At 63.7% G+C, this 17,061-nt stretch carries 15 protein-coding genes; 10 read left to right on the forward strand and 5 right to left on the reverse strand.

From position 1 onward, the window contains the following. Nucleotides 1–119 precede the first annotated feature (119 nt). Complete coding sequence (locus O1A05_RS15155) at nucleotides 120–1,520, forward strand: IS1380 family transposase (RefSeq protein ID WP_270105289.1); 1,401 nt, start codon at nucleotides 120–122, stop codon at nucleotides 1,518–1,520. Nucleotides 1,521–1,636: 116 nt separating this feature from the next. Here O1A05_RS15155 and O1A05_RS15160 read toward each other — a convergent pair whose 3' ends face one another. After that, complete coding sequence (locus tag O1A05_RS15160; RefSeq protein ID WP_270105992.1) at nucleotides 1,637–2,620, reverse strand: condensation domain-containing protein; 984 nt, start codon at nucleotides 2,618–2,620, stop codon at nucleotides 1,637–1,639. Nucleotides 2,621–2,954: 334 nt separating this feature from the next. Between O1A05_RS15160 and O1A05_RS15165 the strand changes: the two genes are divergently transcribed. The 4 genes from O1A05_RS15165 to O1A05_RS15180 all read left to right on the forward strand — a co-directional run bounded on the left by O1A05_RS15165 (nucleotide 2,955) and on the right by O1A05_RS15180 (nucleotide 6,643). Next, nucleotides 2,955–3,665 carry a GAP family protein gene (locus tag O1A05_RS15165; protein WP_270105993.1) on the forward strand — a complete coding sequence of 237 codons (711 nt, stop codon included), beginning with the start codon at nucleotides 2,955–2,957 and terminating at the stop codon, nucleotides 3,663–3,665. Nucleotides 3,666–3,899: 234 nt separating this feature from the next. Then, nucleotides 3,900–5,483, forward strand: a complete 1,584-nt coding sequence (gene istA / locus O1A05_RS15170; protein ID WP_270105187.1) for an IS21 family transposase — start codon at nucleotides 3,900–3,902, stop codon at nucleotides 5,481–5,483. Between the two features lie 8 nt (nucleotides 5,484–5,491). Further along, nucleotides 5,492–6,298: an ATP-binding protein gene (locus O1A05_RS15175; protein WP_270105186.1), complete on the forward strand. Its 807-nt coding sequence runs from the start codon at nucleotides 5,492–5,494 to the stop codon at nucleotides 6,296–6,298. Between the two features lie 201 nt (nucleotides 6,299–6,499). Continuing rightward, nucleotides 6,500–6,643 carry a hypothetical protein gene (locus tag O1A05_RS15180; protein WP_270105994.1) on the forward strand — a complete coding sequence of 48 codons (144 nt, stop codon included), beginning with the start codon at nucleotides 6,500–6,502 and terminating at the stop codon, nucleotides 6,641–6,643. A gap of 150 nt (nucleotides 6,644–6,793) precedes the next feature. Here the strand turns inward: O1A05_RS15180 and O1A05_RS15185 are convergent, their stop codons facing one another. Beyond that, a complete protein-coding gene (locus O1A05_RS15185) occupies nucleotides 6,794–9,010 on the reverse strand; it encodes an NADP-dependent isocitrate dehydrogenase (protein ID WP_270105995.1) in 2,217 nt (738 codons plus the stop codon). 294 nt (nucleotides 9,011–9,304) lie between these two features. Between O1A05_RS15185 and O1A05_RS15190 the strand changes: the two genes are divergently transcribed. Then, nucleotides 9,305–9,823 carry a DUF4190 domain-containing protein gene (locus O1A05_RS15190; RefSeq protein WP_270105996.1) on the forward strand — a complete coding sequence of 173 codons (519 nt, stop codon included), beginning with the start codon at nucleotides 9,305–9,307 and terminating at the stop codon, nucleotides 9,821–9,823. A gap of 65 nt (nucleotides 9,824–9,888) precedes the next feature. Here the strand turns inward: O1A05_RS15190 and mgtE are convergent, their stop codons facing one another. The 3 genes from mgtE to purN form a co-directional block, all read right to left on the reverse strand. Further along, nucleotides 9,889–11,331 carry a magnesium transporter gene (gene mgtE, locus O1A05_RS15195; protein ID WP_270105997.1) on the reverse strand — a complete coding sequence of 481 codons (1,443 nt, stop codon included), beginning with the start codon at nucleotides 11,329–11,331 and terminating at the stop codon, nucleotides 9,889–9,891. A gap of 28 nt (nucleotides 11,332–11,359) precedes the next feature. Next, entirely contained in the window at nucleotides 11,360–13,060 is a 1,701-nt protein-coding gene (purH, locus tag O1A05_RS15200; RefSeq protein ID WP_270105998.1) for a bifunctional phosphoribosylaminoimidazolecarboxamide formyltransferase/IMP cyclohydrolase, read from the reverse strand. A 61-nt stretch (nucleotides 13,061–13,121) separates the two neighbouring features. Further along, entirely contained in the window at nucleotides 13,122–13,751 is a 630-nt protein-coding gene (gene purN, locus O1A05_RS15205; protein ID WP_270105999.1) for a phosphoribosylglycinamide formyltransferase, read from the reverse strand. A gap of 7 nt (nucleotides 13,752–13,758) precedes the next feature. On the opposite strand from purN, the gene O1A05_RS15210 reads away from it, so the two are divergent. Genes O1A05_RS15210 through O1A05_RS15225 form a run of 4 tightly spaced genes read left to right on the forward strand, consistent with a single transcriptional unit; the run spans nucleotide 13,759 to nucleotide 17,057 of the window. After that, nucleotides 13,759–14,631, forward strand: a complete 873-nt coding sequence (locus O1A05_RS15210; protein ID WP_270106000.1) for an ABC transporter ATP-binding protein — start codon at nucleotides 13,759–13,761, stop codon at nucleotides 14,629–14,631. Beyond that, complete coding sequence (locus O1A05_RS15215) at nucleotides 14,628–15,278, forward strand: ABC transporter permease (protein ID WP_270106001.1); 651 nt, start codon at nucleotides 14,628–14,630, stop codon at nucleotides 15,276–15,278. Before O1A05_RS15210 ends, O1A05_RS15215 begins: the two co-directional genes overlap by 4 nt. Next, nucleotides 15,275–15,955: an ABC transporter permease gene (locus tag O1A05_RS15220; RefSeq protein ID WP_270106002.1), complete on the forward strand. Its 681-nt coding sequence runs from the start codon at nucleotides 15,275–15,277 to the stop codon at nucleotides 15,953–15,955. Before O1A05_RS15215 ends, O1A05_RS15220 begins: the two co-directional genes overlap by 4 nt. Nucleotides 15,956–16,001: 46 nt before the next feature. Next, a complete protein-coding gene (locus tag O1A05_RS15225; RefSeq protein ID WP_270106003.1) occupies nucleotides 16,002–17,057 on the forward strand; it encodes an ABC transporter substrate-binding protein in 1,056 nt (351 codons plus the stop codon). Nucleotides 17,058–17,061: the final 4 nt, after the last annotated feature.

Genomic DNA, 17,061 nt, shown 5'->3' on the forward strand with positions numbered 1-17,061 from the left:
GATCCACCGATGAGCATGCTTGGTACTGGTACGTAATTAAGAACGAAATGCCCGTCTGACCGGGAAGAATGGCACTTGTTCAGGGTTCCGTTCCACCGCGATGAGAGGGCATCTCGCAGATGCAAGTTTCCCACACCCGTTCCGCACTGTCAGCTTCCTTCGACGAGCCGAACCTCATCGGCTCCGCCGGACTGGTCCCGATGATGGAGCTGGCCGCCGAGGCCGGCCTGCACCAGCTGGCCAAGGGGCGATTGACGGTGCCGACCGACAAGGGCGCCAACGCCGGGGCCAAGATCGCGGCCCTGGTGGCCGGCATGTGCGCCGGAGCCGACTCGATCGACGACATGGCCATCCTGCGCCACGGGGCGATGAAACGAATCTTCAACGCCTGCTACGCGCCCTCGACCCTGGGTTCGTTCCTGCGTGCGTTCACCTTCGGGCACGTCCGCCAGCTCGACGCGGTCGCCTCCGGACTGTTGGCCAACCTCTCCGTCAGGGCATCGGTGCTGGGAAGCCCCGGCGCCGGACAGTTCGTCTATGTGGATGTGGACGACACGATCATCGAGGTCCACGGCTATCAGAAGCAGGGCTCCGGGTACGGATACTCGGGCGTGCGTGGACTCAACGCCTTGCTGGCCACGGCGAGCACCGAGACTGCGGCCCCGGTGATCTTGGGTCAGCGTCTGCGTCGCGGAGCGGTGGGCTCCCCACGCGGGGCCTGCCGGTTGATCGCCGACGCGCTGGCCACGCTCAAGCGACTGCCTCCGGACTCTGGCGCCCGGATGTTGGTCCGTGCCGACTCGGCTTTCTACGGGCACGCCACCGTGGCCACCGCGTTGAAAGCCGGTGCCGACGTCTCGGTCACCGTGCGGATGAATCTGGCGGTCAAGGCCGCCATCGCCACCATCGCCGACGATGCCTGGACCGGCATCGAATACCCCGAGGCGATCTACGACGAGACCACCGGCACCTGGGCCTCCAAAGCCGAGGTCGCCGAGGTGTCCTTCACCGCGTTCACCTCGAGAAAGAAAGCCGAACGGATCCCCGGACGGCTGGTGGTGCGCCGCATCCCAGAACTGAACCTCAGGCAGGACGACGGGCAGCCGACGTTGTTCGACACGCACCGGTTCCACGCCTTCTTCACCACCGTGGATCCGGAAGTGTTGGACACGGTGGCCGCGGACCGGACCCACCGGCAACACGCGATCATCGAGCAAGTCAACGCCGACCTGAAAGACAGCGCCCTGGCCCACCTGCCCTCCGGCCACTTCGGGGCCAACAGCGCCTGGCTGGTCTGCGCGGTGATGGCCTACAACCTCACCCGCACCGCCGGGATCCTCGCCGCCGGCACCTTCACCAAAGCCCGCACCGGCACCATCCGGGCCAGACTCGTGAACATCCCGGCCCGAATCGCCTCCAGCGCCCGCAAAATTCGAATCAGACTGCCCGAGGCCTGGCCCTGGCAACAGGGACTCGAACGGCTCTTCACCGCCATCCACCCGCCACCACAATCGGCATAGCCAACCGACCGAACGCTGCGCCCCGGCACGACCGAAGGACCAACAGTGGAACACCACCGGCAGCGAGGCCGGTTACTTCCTCACGCCCAAAATCGATTCACCCGGTGCTTCCGGAATCACACTCCGGCCTGAACCCGCGTCGGTGGATCGAGGCTTAGCACTCCAGCCAGTCCAACTTCAGCAGCGACCACAACCTCTTCGAAGGTCATAGCAGCAGTGACATGAATCGGAACCGGGAGGATGTTCGCGGCAGTCGCTGACGTCTCACGATCTTTTCTGGAGAATCGAGCAGCAAGCGCCAGACCAACGGGTATATCTCCGTCACCCACTAGCGGATGCAACATGGCGGCCGCAGCCGCAAGTAAGGTTGCAGGAATTGATTTTCCAGTGCCCTTGATTCTATTGAGCAAATCGCTGGGCATATTAGAGCGAACAATATGATTGCTCGTAGCGCGGATCGGCGGGGCACCGCTCAAGCTTGCGCGTCGCCTGAGTCGCTCCATTTGACCCCACCAGTACTCTCGGTCCCTAGCCAAATGATTTGACTCACGATACTGATGGTCTCGCTCAATAAACCCTTCTAAGTCACCGATGCTGGAGTTTGAGGCAGCTGGTGATTCACTGGTAGGCGCCTGGTAGGCGAGCATGACTTCACGCACGATAAGTGCACCGGCATAACCGTCGAGGTGATAGTGATGTGCCGCGAAATCAACGCGATAGTGGTCGGGCCGCAGGCGAGCGACGACGAAGACGTGACTATGGCCTGAGTCTAGCGGTGATAGCTGATCATGCCACGGGACAAGCCACTGATCAAGCGCGCCCTCCGGGTTAGACGAACCGGAGAAATCCAATGCGTGTACATTCGGGCGAGTCCGCCGAAGGCGTTGCTGGGGCAAAGCGTTTGCAATGTCGATCACCAGGCCAAGTGACTCAGTTCGAAGGACGACTCGACGCAGAGCCTCCTCCATTTTCGCTAGATTGACGTCCTCAAAGATGTCGACGAATTCTCTCACGTATCGTCCGTCTCTGCCGCCGGCAAGTAACTGGCTGTACCAGAACTCCTCTTGCGCACCCGTCAGGGTCAACTTCTTGTGTTCCATAGCATCTCCGTAGACATCTGATTCGTAGCGGAACTGAACTCTCGGATCTCAACTGAACGTCAACTCATGTGCATTGACGCCGTCCGGTGCGTTGATTCTGGTTCACCCAGGGAATACACCGGGAACGTTAACCGTCAGTCAGTAAATAGGATACCAGGAATAACACGTAAATATGTCATAACTATTAGATGAAACATTCCCAGAACTATTGACCCGAATGAGCTTCAACAGTATAATAAATAGCAGAGATCACAGTTATATCTGTTATTTCTGCTATGCATGTCAGCTGTGATATTATCGACCTCGGTATGACTACGACCCGAGGACATTTGGCATGACTGCACCCCTGGCCTTCCTTATAATTGGCCTGGCACTGATCGACAGCACTAGTCTCGGCACATCCCTCATACCCTTGTGGTTGTTGCTGTCTCCGGGGCGTCTCAGCAAGACACGCATCGGCTCTTACCTGCTGACACTGACATTGGCATACTTTGCTATGGGTTTGGCCGTGGCGGCCGGAGCAGCATCCCTCTTTAACGCATTCCAATCCTGGATTTCGTCCGCACCCGACGCATTGCTTGTCGGTGGTCAGACAACAATCGGCGCCCTTATCATCGCGTTCGGACTCACCCTGCTCATCCGCAACCTTCGGGGTGTAGAAATGGATTCCGGCAACTCGCTATTTCGGTGGCGGAACGAAGCGATGACAGCTGGTTCTTCTCGGGGTCTTGTCCGGCTTGCCCTTCTAGTGTTCGGCATTGAGTTCGCCACGATGGTCCCCTACGTCGGAGCAATCGTTGCAATGACTGACGCTGAGATGACCGCGGAGTCGATCGTTCTCTGGATCTTCATTTACTGTGCAGTCATGATGGCTCCGGCCGGGATTTTAACCGTGTTCCGCTTGGGCTTGGGACATCGGATAGATCCACTTCTCCGACGCTTGGACGCCTGGCTCGAACGCCATATGGGCACGGTCAGCGGTACCGGGCTGACACTTCTGGGCGCGCTCATCGTAGGCATTGCACTCAGCAATCTGACAGCCTAGCATCACGAAACCACCGCGGAGAGACTCTCAAATGGGTAGTGTTTGGCATAGTGCTGTCTAGCTAGGTCGATGATTGACTGCTGAGGATATTGGCGCATAGCGTTAGATGAAAGCGCTGGTCTGGGTACCTGGAAGCGTTGTTCTGGGTATGTGGTAGCACTGTGGTCTGCTGAGGAGTAGCGGCGTCGTCCGGCGCTGCTTTCTCTTCTAGATTCATGGAAGCAGGCCTTCATCGTGGTTGATTACAAGAAGATCATGTCTCTGTTGCTGGAGTCGCGGTCTTATCGAGATATCGCTGAGTCCTTAGGATGTTCTCAACGAGACGTCGCTAAAGCCCGTGCGGTGATCAAGGAGCACGGCCTCACAGGTGATCAAGTAGCTGTCATGACCGTAGAACGGGTAGAGGAACTCTTCCCCGATCGGCGCCGACGAGTTGCAGGTGAGTATCTAGCGCCGGAATTCGGCCCGGTCGTGGCATCGATGCGTTCGAACCGTCACTTCACTTTGCTCCAGGGGTGGAGAACTTATCTCGGTGTGGCCTCCGAACTGCGGAAATACTCGTATTCTCAGTACTGCCACCTCTTCAGCGATTACGCGGCAAGAAACGATCTTGTAGCCACTTTGCACCATGAACCGGGGCGGGCGGTATTCATCGATTGGGCCGGTGACACCCTCCAGGTCTGCGACGCGGTCACCGGTGAAATCACCAAGGTCTACTTGTTCGTCGCGGTGTTGCCGTACTCGGGGTTGGTGTACTGCACGGGGTGCACTGATATGCGTATGAACGCGTGGTTGAGCGCTCACAAGGCAGCTTTCGAGTATTTCGGCGGGGTGCCCCAGATTGTGGTCCCTGATAACGCGCCCACTGCTACTCACCGCCCTACCAAAGGTGAGTCTGCCCGGGTCGTGAATCCGAAGTACCAGCAGTTAGCCGATCACTACGCAACGGCGATCGTGCCTGCCAGGGTGCGCAAGCCTCGAGACAAAGCCGCCGTAGAATCTGCCGTTCAGGTGATCAACAAGCGAGTCATCGGATATCTCTGCGAAGACGTCTTCACGACCGTTACCGAGCTCAACACCGCGATCGCTGTTCGGATGAGGGAAATCAATGAAGAGATCCGCCGGGCTGATGGGACCACCAGGGCCGAACGATTCATGGCAGAAGAGGCATCTGCTTTGGGAGGCTTGCCTGTTGAGGGGTTTGAAGATGTTGAATACCGGCAGGTCAAAGTGGGACGGAATTATCATGTGACCTGCGATTATCAGCACTACTCAGTGCCTCACCGACTCGCAGGTCAATTGCTGCGAGCACGACTGACGGATCAACAGGTCAGTATCTTCGATGGCGATGCCATCGTTGCAGAGCACCGACGAAAACACGGCCGCCGGGGCCAGTACTCCACTGATTCCGCGCATGTACCGGCCCAGCATCAAGACGTTGCGGGGTTGTGGTCTCGTGATTGGTTTATCCGTCGGGCGGCCGCGTTTGGGCCGGCCACCGTGGAGATCATCACCGCGGTCTTAGACCGCCATAAGATCGAGGCTCAGGGGTATCTGGAGTGCCAGAACATTCTCGAGTCCCTGGGCAAGCGCGATAAGCAACGCCTCGAGGCTGCGTGCACGCAGTTAGCCAACCTGGGTGGGTATGCCAGCTATTCCGGACTCAAGCGACTCATGGCTGCCATTGATTCTGATACGAAAACATCTCGGCCACACAGGCCAGCAGCCGCCACCATCAAGCCCCAGCCGGCCGTCGATACCCTCGATCCAGCACAGATCTACGTGCGTGGAGCTGACTACTACCAGCAGGGACGGTGAACAGCGCCATGACCACGACACCGGCGAGCCCGGCCTTGATGAATTCAGTGTTCACTACCGAGGACAAAGAGAAGTTTCGTACCTTACGGATCACTCACTTGGCTGCGAAGTTCGAAGAACTCATCATCGATGAGAGCAACGACCACCTGACCCCGGAGCAAATATTCCTGGCGGCCGTTGATGACGCTTTAGACCAGCGAAGAGTGAAGAACATTCAGAAACTGCTCCTGGCTGCTCAGCTACCGATCATGCGGGCCTCGATCGCGGAGATCCATTATCAAGAAGGACGGAACATTACCCCAGCCAGGATGGCCCGCTACGCCGCACATGACTGGGCCAATGAGACCGCTAACCTGTTGATCACCTCGCCCACAGGAGGAGGAAAGACCTATATTGCCTGCGCGATTGCCGTAGCGGCATGTCACAACGAGCATAAAGTCTTCTACACCCGCATGGACGAGCTCGCTCGTCGTCTCGTCATCGCTCGAGGCGATGGCATCGCTCATCAGGCCTTGTTGAACCGGCTATCTGATGCGGATCTACTCATCATCGACGATTTCCTGACCGTCGGTATTGACCCTGAAGCCGCGAACGATCTTTTCGCGATACTGGCAAACCGAGAACACCGGGCAGCCACCATGATCGCTTCTCAAACCGGGCCCGCGTACTGGGCTTCAGCTCTCCCTGACAGAATCGCTGCGGATAGTATCGTCAATCGACTGGCGAATAATGCCCGGACGATAAACCTTGGCGACATTGATATGCGGCGCCACCAAGGTGAACAGACACGAGCTGCCCCTGGCTACTGGGAGTAGAAAAACTCGAGAAACCGACGACCGGGAAGCATCATAGAGGTGCTTCCCGGTCGTCAGAACTCCGCTACCACTTACCCAGACCAGCGCTTTCATCTAAGGCTATGCGCCAGATATGACTCAATAAAACTCTGACACTGTTCCGGGTGTCTTTTCCTTGACTTGTCCGCCACAGTCTCCGTCATCGAAACCGGGACGTTCCCGGTGAATCTGACGACCACCTACGAAGGTGACTACCAGATCGAAGGCGGCGCCTGGATCCCGGTAGCCGGCACCATGACTGTGAACGCTGAAACACAGCAAGCCGATATCTGGCGAGCGAAAACCCGCAACGTCGCCGAACCATGAAGCTCGGGGTCCACCGCATGGGGCTGCACCGGCTATGACCGCGCCGAAGAGCACTTCCCTCAACAAAACAGAACGCACCACCCCGAAGGGCAGTGCGTCCTATTGTTTTACTGCACTCTAGATGCTGGCCAGATTGGTCAGCGCGGTGTTTCAGAGCGCGTCAATGATGGCGTTCAGCGTGGCCGAGGGGCGCATTGCTGCGGAGACGAGCTCCTGCTTCGGGTAGTAGTACCCGGCGATGTCGACAGGCGCACCCTGAACGGTGCTCAGCTCCTCGACGATCTGCTGCTCGTTGGCACGCAGCTGCTCGGCAACAGGCTTGATCCGCTCTGCCAGCTCGGCGTCGTCGGACTGTGCTGCCAGTTCCTCGGCCCAGTACAGGCCCAGATAGAAGTGCGAGCCGCGGTTGTCGATCTCGCCGACCTTGCGCGAGGGGGAACGACCCTCCTCGAGCACCTTGCCTGTGGCACGATCCAGGGTGTCGGCCAACACCTGAGCGCGCTGGTTGCCGTTCGAAGCAGCCTCGTGCTCGAAGGACACTGCCAGGGCCAGGAACTCGCCGAGGGAATCCCAGCGCAGGTGGTTCTCCTCCAAGAACTGCTGCACGTGCTTCGGAGCGGAGCCGCCGGCGCCGGTCTCGAAAAGGCCACCGCCGTTGATCAGCGGAACGATGGAGAGCATCTTCGCCGAGGTGCCCAGCTCCAGGATCGGGAACAGGTCGGTGAGGTAGTCGCGCAACACGTTGCCGGTCACCGAGATGGTGTCCTCGCCGCGGCGGATACGATCCACCGAGAACTGGGTGGCTTCCTTCGGCGCCATGATGCGCAGGTCCAGCCCGTCGGTATCCAGGTCCTCGAGATATTCGTTGACTTTGGAGATCAGGTTGGCGTCGTGGGCGCGGTTCTCGTCGAGCCAGAACACGGTGGGGGTGCCGGTGGCGCGGGCTCGGTTGACGGCGAGCTTGACCCAGTCGCGGACCGGAACGTCCTTGGTCTGGCAGGCGCGCCAGATGTCGCCGGCTTCGACGTCGTGGCTGAACAGCACCTCACCGGCGGAGTTTACGACCTCGACGGTGCCGTCCGACTCAATGATGAAGGTCTTGTCGTGCGAACCGTACTCTTCGGCTTTCTTCGCCATCAGGCCCACGTTCGGGACGGTGCCCATGGTGGTCGGGTCGTAGGCGCCGTTGGCGCGGCAGTCGTCGATGACGACCTGGTACACACCGGCGTAGGAAGAGTCCGGGAGCACGGCCAGGGTGTCCTGCTCGGCGTCGTCCTTGTTCCACATCTTGCCGCCGCTGCGGATCATGGCGGGCATGGAGGCGTCGACGATGACGTCGGAGGGAACGTGCAGGTTGGTGATGCCCTTGTGGGAGTTCACCTGAGCCAGGGCGGGACCCTCGGCGTAGGCCTTCGCGATCTCGGCGCGCACGCCCTCGGCGACCTCGGCGTCGAGCTGGTCGAGACCGCCCTCGATCGCAGCCAGGCCGTTGTTGGCGGACAAGCCAGCGGCGGCCAGCTGCTCGCCGTACTTCTCGAAGAGGCCGGGGAAGTAAGCCTTCACGACGTGGCCGAAGATCACCGGGTCGGAGACCTTCATCATGGTGGCCTTCAGGTGAGCGGAGAACAGCACGCCCTCTTGCTTGGCGCGCTCCACCTGCTCGGCGAGGAAAGCGTCCAGGGCGGCGGCGGACATGAAGGTGCCGTCGATGATCTCGTGGCGGAGGACCTTCAGCCCGTCCTTCAACACAGTGGTGGTGCCGGAGGCGTCGGTGTGACGGATCGTCAGGACGTCATCGTCAGGAATAATGACTGACTTTTCGTTGGAGAAGAAATCGCGGTCAGACATGGTGGCCACATTGGTCTTCGAGTCGGCCGACCAGGCGCCCATGGAGTGCGGGAACTTGCGGGCGAAGTTCTTCACCGACTGCGGGGCGCGGCGGTCCGAGTTGCCCTCGCGCAGCACCGGATTCACAGCGGACCCCTTCACGGAGTCGTAGCGGGCGCGGATGTCCTTCTCGGCGTCGGTCTTCGGCTCTTCCGGGTAGGCGGGCAGGTCGTAACCTGCCGCCTGGAGTTCCTTGACGGTGGCCAACAGCTGCGGCACGGAGGCGGAGATGTTGGGAAGCTTGATGACGTTGGCTTCCGGTTCTTTCACGAGCTCGCCCAGCTCGCCCAGGGCATCGATGACGCGCTGATCTTCCGGGAGGAGATCCTTGAACGCTGCCAGAACGCGGCCGGCCAGGGAGATGTCAGCGGTCTCCAGCTCGATGTCCGCGGTGGCGGCGAAGGCCCGCACCACCGGAAGCAGCGACGCTGTGGCCAGCATCGGTGCTTCGTCGGTGTGGGTGTAGATGATTTTCGACATAGATCGGTTCTCCTCTATTCGCTGGGGATCCGTGCAGCACGGCGGGGTCACAGTCACCGTCAAATTTACCTGAGCGCGGCGATCCACGCGATCTGCGTCGTGGGATCGTCACAGATCCTGCGGTGAGCGGAGTGCGCGAGAGTGATCAGCGGTATCCGAGAGGACGGGAACTGGCGAAGCGAATCCGGGACGAACCTGTCCGAGCGAGTTCACACAGGGACGAACAAGTACGATCAGGGACCAGCCGGGACGGCGCCCTCGAAATCCGCCGTCGTCGTCGTTATGCTCATCCGTATGACACAGCCTCCATACTCTTCCGGTTCAGAGTCCGACCCGACCCCGTCTGACGGCGCCTCCGGCACGCCCAGCTGGTACGACTCGACGTCGGGCACGGGCGGCTCGTCGGAGCAGAACCCGTATGAGTCGGTGCCGCCGTACACCTCCCAGGGCGCCGGGAACCAGCCCGGCGATGGGTACGCCGCCCCGAATTACGCGGCGGGGCAGCCCGAACAATACGGGCAGTACGGCCAGACTGGCCAGTACGGTCAGTACGGCAACCCTCAGGAGGGACAGTCCGCAGCCACCACCTCGCTGGTACTCGGCATTATCGGCCTCTTCGCTTTCGGCATCATTCTCGGCCCGTTGGCGATCTTCTTCGCTGGCAAGGCCGAGCGCAATGGTGTTCCGGCCACGGCGGGGAAGGTGATCGGCTGGATCGTGACCATTCTGTGGGCTCTCGGCGTCGTCTTCATCATTCTCTCGATCGTGTTCGGTCTGTTCCTCGCCGGGTCCGGCGTAGGCTACAGCTACTGACACGCGTCGAGTTCCGAGGCGAGAGCTTCCCCGGGTCGAGTGTGCTCGGGTGAGTGTAATTGGGTTCAGATGCCGAGGATGAGCCGGGCGATGAGGAAGTAGACGATCAGCCCCAGCGCGTCCACCACGGTGGAGATGAACGGGTTGGAGAACACGGCGGGATCGACCCCGATCTTCTTCGCCAGCAGCGGCATCAGTGACCCGACCGAGGCGGCCAGCGTGCACACGGCGAGCAGAGTGGAGCCGATGACCGCACCCAGCGACCAGGAGTAGACGAGCCCGGCCACGAGCAGCCCCAGGGAACCCAGGGTGGCTCCGAGCGAGAGGCCTACCAGCAGCTCGCGGCGCAGCACCCGCACGACATCGCGGGGTCGCACATCCCCCAGGGCCAGGGCGCGGGTGACGGTGGTGGCGGCTTGATTGCCGGTGTTGCCGCCGGTGCCGATGAGCAGAGGGACGAACAGGGAGAGCACCACCATGGTCTCCAGGGTTTCTTCGAAGACCTCCAGGACCTGCACTGTCAGGATCGCGCCGATGGCCAGCACGAGCAGCCACACGATCCTCGCCCGGAAGAGGCGCTTCACCGGCGTCGAGAGATAGGGCTGCGCCAGCGGAGTGGAGCCACCGGCGCGCTGCGAGTCCTCGGATTCCTCCTCTTCCAGAATGTCGAACGCCTGGTCCACGGTGAGCAGGCCGACAATGCGGTGTGTCTCGTCGGTAACGGGCAGGGCGAGCAGATCGTGCTCGGCGCACAGGCGGGCGGCCGTCTCGTCGTCCTCGGTGGCCAGCACCGCCAACACGTCGGCGTCCATCAATGACTCGATCGTCGCGCCCTGGTCCGCGGTGACCAGACGGGAGAGCTCGATCATGCCCTGCAGCTGATGCGCGTGGGCGACCACCGGCAGCCGGGCAATGAACCGCTGACGTCGTTCGGGGATGTCGGCCTCCCGGATGGCGTCCAGTGCTTCGGCGACGGTCCACTCGGAGCGCAGCTCGATGAGGACCGGGCGCATGCGCCGCCCCACGGACCCGGCCGGGTAGCCGAGCACGGTGCCCGCGCTGTCCCGCTGGCTGCCCGGCAGACTAGCGAGCAGCTGTTGAGCCACCTCGGCGGGCATCTCATCGAGCAGACGGGCCTGGCCGGACGCCTGGAGCTGACCGAACAGCTCCTGAACGTCGTCGTCCTGTAGTCCCTCGATGAGGTCGCGCTGCTGGCGCGGCTCGATCGCGGCGAACACGTCGACGGCGACGTCCTTGTCCAGCAGTCGGAAGACCACCGGAACGTCCTTCGGGTCGGTGCGATCCAGGAACCGCTCGACGTGCGGCGCACTGAATTCGCGCAGCAGGGCTCCGGCGCGCGACCAGTCACCCTTGCGCAACGCCTCGCGCACGCCGAGCTCCTGGGAGTCCAGACTCGGCAGCGCCCCGGTGTGCAGGCTCACCGTGGGTTGCTCAGCCGGTTCCCCGGCAGGCTGGACGGTCGGATCGTCACCGCTGGACATCGTCATTTCTGGACTTCGTCTTTTCTGGGCTTCATCACCCGTGGAAGAAGTGGCGCGCCCCGGTGAAGTACATGGTGATCCCGGCTGCCTCGGCGGCAGCGACCACCTCTTCATCGCGGATGGAGCCGCCCGGCTGGACGACGGCGCGCACTCCGGCGTCGATAAGGATCTGCAGCCCGTCGGCGAAGGGGAAGAACGCATCCGAGGCGGCGACCGCACCGCGGGCCCGCTCGGGGGCGCCGGCACCGGAGACGTTCTCGGCGCCACCGGCGCTGGTGATCTCCGCGGACTGGCTTCCGGTCTGCGCGGCGCCCAGGGTGTTGGCGCGCTCGACGGCGAGCCGGCAGGAATCGAGGCGGTTGACCTGGCCCATGCCGATGCCCACGGTGGCGGCGTCGTTGGCCAGCAGCACCGCGTTCGATTTGGCGGCCCGGACCGCGCGCCAGGCGAAGCTCAGGTCGCGCAGGGTGGCCTCGTCGGCGGCGGCACCTGCGGCCAGGGTCCAGTTCGCGGGCTGATCGCCGGCGGCGTTGAGTGCGTCGCGGGTCTGCAGCAGCATGCCGCCGGAAATCTGCTTGTATTCGACGTCATCCTGGGCGAAGCCGTCCGGCAGACGCAACAGGCGCAGGTTCTTCTTCGCGGACAGGATCTCCAGGGCCTCGGCGGAGAACCCGGGGGCGATGATGACCTCAGTGAAGATGTCCTTCACGGTGGCGGCCATGCCGGCGGTGACCTCACGGTTAGCGGCGATCACGCCACCGAAAGCGGAGACCGGGTCGCAGGCGTGGGCCTTGCGGTGGGCGTCGGCCAGCGGGTCCTCGGCGCCCGGCGTGGCCACCGCCACACCGCAGGGGTTGGCGTGCTTGATGATGGCGACGGCCGGGTCGGCGAAGTCGTACGCTGCGCGCAGGGCGGCGTCGGCGTCGGCGTAGTTGTTGTAGCTCATCGGCTTGCCCTGCAGCAGTTCGGCCTGGGCGATCCCGGGGGCGGCAGCGGCTTCCACGTAGAGCGCAGCGTGCTGGTGCGGGTTCTCGCCGTAACGCAGCGACTCGGCGCGCTCCAGGGAGACCCCTGCGTAGGGTGGGAAGGCCGGGGCTGCGGCACCCTCAGCTCCGTCAGTCTCCTCGATGTCACCGAACTGAGCGGCGGTCCAGGCCGCCACAGCGTTGTCGTAGGCGGCGGTGTGCGCGAACGCCAGGGAGGCCAGCCGCTGGCGGGTCTTCAGCGAGAATCCGCCCTGCTGCGCGGCGGTGACGACATCGTCGTAGCGGGTCGGGTCCACCACAATCGCCACGGAGGGGTGGTTCTTGGCGGCCGCGCGCACCATGGAAGGCCCGCCAATGTCGATCTGCTCGATGACCTCGTCCTGGGCGGCGCCCGAGGCCACCGTGTCCACGAACGGGTAGAGGTTCACGACCACCAGGTCGAAGGGGGCGACGTCGAGATCGCGCAGTTGGGCCGCATGATCCTCGCGGCGACGGTCGGCCAGAATGCCGGCGTGCACGCGCGGGTGCAGCGTCTTGACGCGACCGTCCAGGCACTCCTGGAACCCGGTCACCTCGGACACCTCCGTCACCGGCACCCCGGCGTCGGCAATGCGCTTGGCGGTGGAGCCCGTGGACACCAGCTCGACGCCGGCCTCGTGCAGGCCGCGGGCCAGCGGTTCCAGCCCGGTCTTGTCGTACACCGAGATGAGTGCGCGCTTGAAGGGGACGTGATCCAGAGTGATGCTCACGAAAGACTCTCCTGTGGGGTGAACGGGTGCGTACGGGCCGTCGGGTCCGCGGGTGCGTGATTCAGTCTATGTCAGCCGTGCCGGGCGCCAGGTCCAGATCACCGATCACGACGTCGGGGTTCTGCTGGCGCGCCCGGTACAGCGCGGTGAGGGCGTCGAGCACCATGGCACGTTCCTCCACCTTGATCCGCTCGTGCAGGGCGGCTTCGTCTTCGCCCGGGTGAATCCGCACGGCACGCTGGTCCAGAATGCGCCCGGTGTCCACCCCGGCGTCGACGAGGTGCAAGGTGGTCCCGGTGATTTTCACCCCGGCCGCGAGCGCATCGCGCACCCCGTGGGCGCCGGGGAACGACGGCAGCAGGGCGGGATGGGTGTTGATGAAAGTCCCGGCGAAGCGGTCAATAAATTCCGGGCCGACAATCCGCATCAGTCCGGAACTGAGTACCAGATCGGGATCGTATCCGGCGACGGCGTCGCTCAGGGCTACCGTCCACGCGGTGCGGTTCGGGTAATCTGCGTAGTCCAGGACGAAGGTCTCCAGACCGGCGTCGCGGGCGCGCACCAGACCGTAGGCGTCCGGGGTGTCCGACCCGACGGCGCTGATCTGAATCGGCAGAGCGCCGGAGGAGACGGCGTCGAACACCGCTTGGGCATTGCTGCCTGAACCCGAGAGCAGAATCACGATACGCATGGACCCTATGATCTCATTCGACGCCGTCTCCAAGCGGTATCCCACCCGGGGCGGCTCCCGGAAGGCTGCGCAGAATTCCCCTCCGGCTGATCGTCCCGCGGTGGATGACGTCAGCTTGGACATCCCACGCGGCGCGATCACGGTGCTGGCCGGGTCTTCCGGATCGGGCAAAACCACGCTGCTGCGCATGGTGAATCGCATGGTGGAACCCACCTCCGGCCGGGTGGTGGTGGACGGCGACGACGTGGCCGGTGTCGACCCGGTGCGTCTACGCCGCCGGATCGGCTACGTGATGCAGAATTCCGGGCTGCTCCCCCACCGCACCGTGGCGCAGAATATTTCCGTGGTGCCCCAGCTGAACGGGGTCTCCCGGGCGGAACAACGCGAGACCGTGACCGAGATGATGGAGCTCGTCGAACTGGATCCGGTCCTGGCCTCCCGGTACCCCAGTGAGCTCTCCGGCGGGCAGGCCCAGCGCGTGGGCGTGGCGCGCGGGCTGGCCGGGCGACCCGAGATTCTGCTGATGGACGAGCCCTTCGGTGCGGTCGACCCGCTGGTTCGGTCCGGGCTCCAAACCCAGCTCAGGTCACTGCAGTCCCGGCTGGGCACCACCGTCGTCTTCGTCACCCACGACATGGACGAAGCGCTGCGGCTCGGCGACCACATTGTGCTGCTGGGGGCCTCCGCCCAGATCGAGCAGCAGGGCACGGCCGAAGAGTTCGTCACCGCCCCGGCCAATGATTTTGTGCGCGGGTTCCTCGGGCTGCAGGGCGGCGGGCGCGAGCTGTTTACCCGCACCGGCGCGGACGGGTCGGTCGTCGTGGTCGATGCGCACGGGCGCCCGGCCGGCGTGCTGGCAGAGCACCCGGAGACCTCATGACCTGGGTGTTCGACAATCTGGGGCTGATCGGCGAGCGCACCTGGGTGCACCTGTTGACCTCGTTGCCGGCCATTTTCGCCGCCCTGATCATGTCGCTGCCGCTGGGCTGGCTGGCCCACCGCGTCCGCCCACTGAACTCCGGGATCCTCACCACCGCCGGGCTGCTCTACGCCATCCCCTCGCTGCCGCTGTTCATTGCACTGCCGGTGATTCTGGGCACCGGGCTGCGCGACCTCACCAATGTGATCATCGCGCTGACGCTCTACGGGGTGGCGCTGATGGTGCGCTCGGTGGCCGAGGGGTTCGACTCGGTGCCGCCCGAAGCACGCCTGGCCGCCGTCGCGCTGGGCTATTCCCCGTTGCGCCGCGTGCTCACCGTGGAGCTGCCCTTGGCGGCACCGGTGATCCTCACCGGGCTGCGCGTGGTCTCGGTGTCCACTCTGTCGTTATGCACCGTGGGCGCCGTGCTGGGTATCCCGTCGCTGGGCATGTTGTTCACCGACGGGTTCCAGCGCTCCATCATCCCGGAGCTGCTCACCGGCATCGTGATGACGCTGTTGCTGGCCGCCGTCTTGGACGCCCTGCTGGTGGCGCTCGGACGGGTGCTGACCCCGTGGCGACGGACTGGTTCGGGGGCTCGGGCATGATCGCAGAAACCCTGGCCTGGCTCACCGACCCCGGCCATTGGGAGGGCACCGGCGGTATTGCCCGGCGTAGCCTCGAGCATCTGCAGTACACCGGCACGGTCATCCTGATCGCCCTGATCATTGCGGTGCCCTTCGGCTGGTGGATCGGGCACACCCGCCGCTTCTCCGGCATCGTCGTGGGGGTCTCCGCTGCCGCCCGCGCCCTGCCCACCCTGGGCCTGATCACCCTGTTCGCCGTGCTGATGGGCATCGGGGTGGTGCCTCCACTGGCCGCCCTGGTGATTCTGGCGATCCCCTCTGTCCTAGCCGGGGCGTTCAGCGGGTTCGACACGGTGGATCCACGGGTCGTCGACGCCGCGCGTGCCCAGGGCTTCACGACGGCGCAGATCGTCACGCGCATCGAGATTCCGCTGGGGTTGCCCCTGCTGCTGGGCGGAATCCGCACGGCCACCCTGCAGGTCATGTCCACCGCTACCCTGGCTGCCTATGTGGGTGCCGGGGGCCTGGGCCGGTTCGTGTTCTTAGGGCTGAACACCCAGCAGTACGCGATGATGCTGGGAGCCTCGGTGATGGTGATCGTGCTGACCCTGCTCATCGATCTGGCGCTGGCCGGGGTGCAGCGCGCTGCCGTCCCGCACGGGCAACGCCTCGCCGCGGCGTCACCAGATTCTGCGTGACCCGAGCATGGCGCTCGTGCCGCACTGAACCGTACAGTGGTGCACCATGAACCCTCGCCGCACCGTTCACACCGCCGACACCGTTGGATCTGCCGAGACAGCCGAGACACCACAGAGCACCCTGCGCCCGCGACGTCGGCTGCGTGCCTGGCACCTGATCACCGCCGGGGTGGCCGCCACCGCCCTGCTCACCGCCTGTGGGTCCGGCTCCGATCCCCTGGCTGATGACGACGCTTCCGCCTCCGGTTCGGCCGAAGCCTCGGGGGAAGCGAGCGCTGATCCGGAGGCCATTGCCATCGGTTCGCAGGCCTACTATTCGAACGAGATCATTGCCGAGCTCTACGCCCAGGCGCTGGAGGCCAACGGTTTCTCCGTCGACCGGCAGTATCAGATCGGCCAGCGCGAGGTGTACCTGCCCGAGCTGGAGTCCGGCGAGATCGACGTCATCCCCGATTACACCGGCAACCTGCTGCAGTATTACGACGAGGACGCCGCCGCCGAGGACGCCGCCGCCGAGGCCGGCTCGGCCGACGAGGTGTTCGCCGCGCTCGACGATGCCCTGCCCGAGGATCTGCGGGTACTGCAGTACGCCGAGGCCACCGACCAGGACTCCTACACGGTGACCGCCGAGACCGCCGAGGAGCACAACTTGAGCGCCATCGGCGATCTGGCGCAACTCGACCAGCCAGTTTCCATTGCCGCGAATTCCGAGTTCGAGTCCCGGCCGTACGGACCCGCCGGCGCCGAGGAGGTCTACGGGGTGCAGCTGGAGCTCACCCCGGTGGAGGATTCCGGCGGCCCGCTCACCGTCTCGGCCCTCACCGACGGCACCGTGCAGGTGGCCGATATTTACACCGCTTCCCCCGCCATCGCCGAGAACAACCTGGTGGTGTTGGAGGATCCGGAGAGCCTGATCCTGCCGCAGAACGTGGTGCCGGTGACCGGTTCCGACCTGGATACCGACGCCGCCGCCATCATCGAGGATGTGCAGCGCCGTCTCACGGTGGAAGACCTGATTGAGCTCAACACCCAGTCGGTCAACGAGCAAGCCTCCTCCGCAGACCTTGCGTCCCAGTGGTTGGAGGATCAGGGGATAAGCTGAGTCA

The sequence above is a fragment of the Citricoccus sp. NR2 genome (assembly GCF_027594385.1).
Lineage (GTDB): Bacteria > Actinomycetota > Actinomycetes > Actinomycetales > Micrococcaceae > CmP2.

Bases quoted from the DNA above. Each gene is read 5' to 3' on its own strand.
- mgtE (WP_270105997.1), bottom strand. From the start codon at position 11,331: ATGACGATGTCCAGCGGTGACGATCCGACCGTCCAGCCTGCCGGGGAA.
- O1A05_RS15185 (WP_270105995.1), bottom strand. From the start codon at position 9,010: ATGTCGAAAATCATCTACACCCACACCGACGAAGCACCGATGCTGGCC.
- O1A05_RS15225 (WP_270106003.1), top strand. From the start codon at position 16,002: ATGAACCCTCGCCGCACCGTTCACACCGCCGACACCGTTGGATCTGCC.
- purN (WP_270105999.1), bottom strand. From the start codon at position 13,751: ATGCGTATCGTGATTCTGCTCTCGGGTTCAGGCAGCAATGCCCAAGCG.
- O1A05_RS15220 (WP_270106002.1), top strand. From the start codon at position 15,275: ATGATCGCAGAAACCCTGGCCTGGCTCACCGACCCCGGCCATTGGGAG.
- O1A05_RS15175 (WP_270105186.1), top strand. From the start codon at position 5,492: ATGACCACGACACCGGCGAGCCCGGCCTTGATGAATTCAGTGTTCACT.
- O1A05_RS15190 (WP_270105996.1), top strand. From the start codon at position 9,305: ATGACACAGCCTCCATACTCTTCCGGTTCAGAGTCCGACCCGACCCCG.
- O1A05_RS15165 (WP_270105993.1), top strand. From the start codon at position 2,955: ATGACTGCACCCCTGGCCTTCCTTATAATTGGCCTGGCACTGATCGAC.
- O1A05_RS15160 (WP_270105992.1), bottom strand. From the start codon at position 2,620: ATGGAACACAAGAAGTTGACCCTGACGGGTGCGCAAGAGGAGTTCTGG.
- O1A05_RS15215 (WP_270106001.1), top strand. From the start codon at position 14,628: ATGACCTGGGTGTTCGACAATCTGGGGCTGATCGGCGAGCGCACCTGG.
- O1A05_RS15155 (WP_270105289.1), top strand. From the start codon at position 120: ATGCAAGTTTCCCACACCCGTTCCGCACTGTCAGCTTCCTTCGACGAG.
- O1A05_RS15210 (WP_270106000.1), top strand. From the start codon at position 13,759: ATGATCTCATTCGACGCCGTCTCCAAGCGGTATCCCACCCGGGGCGGC.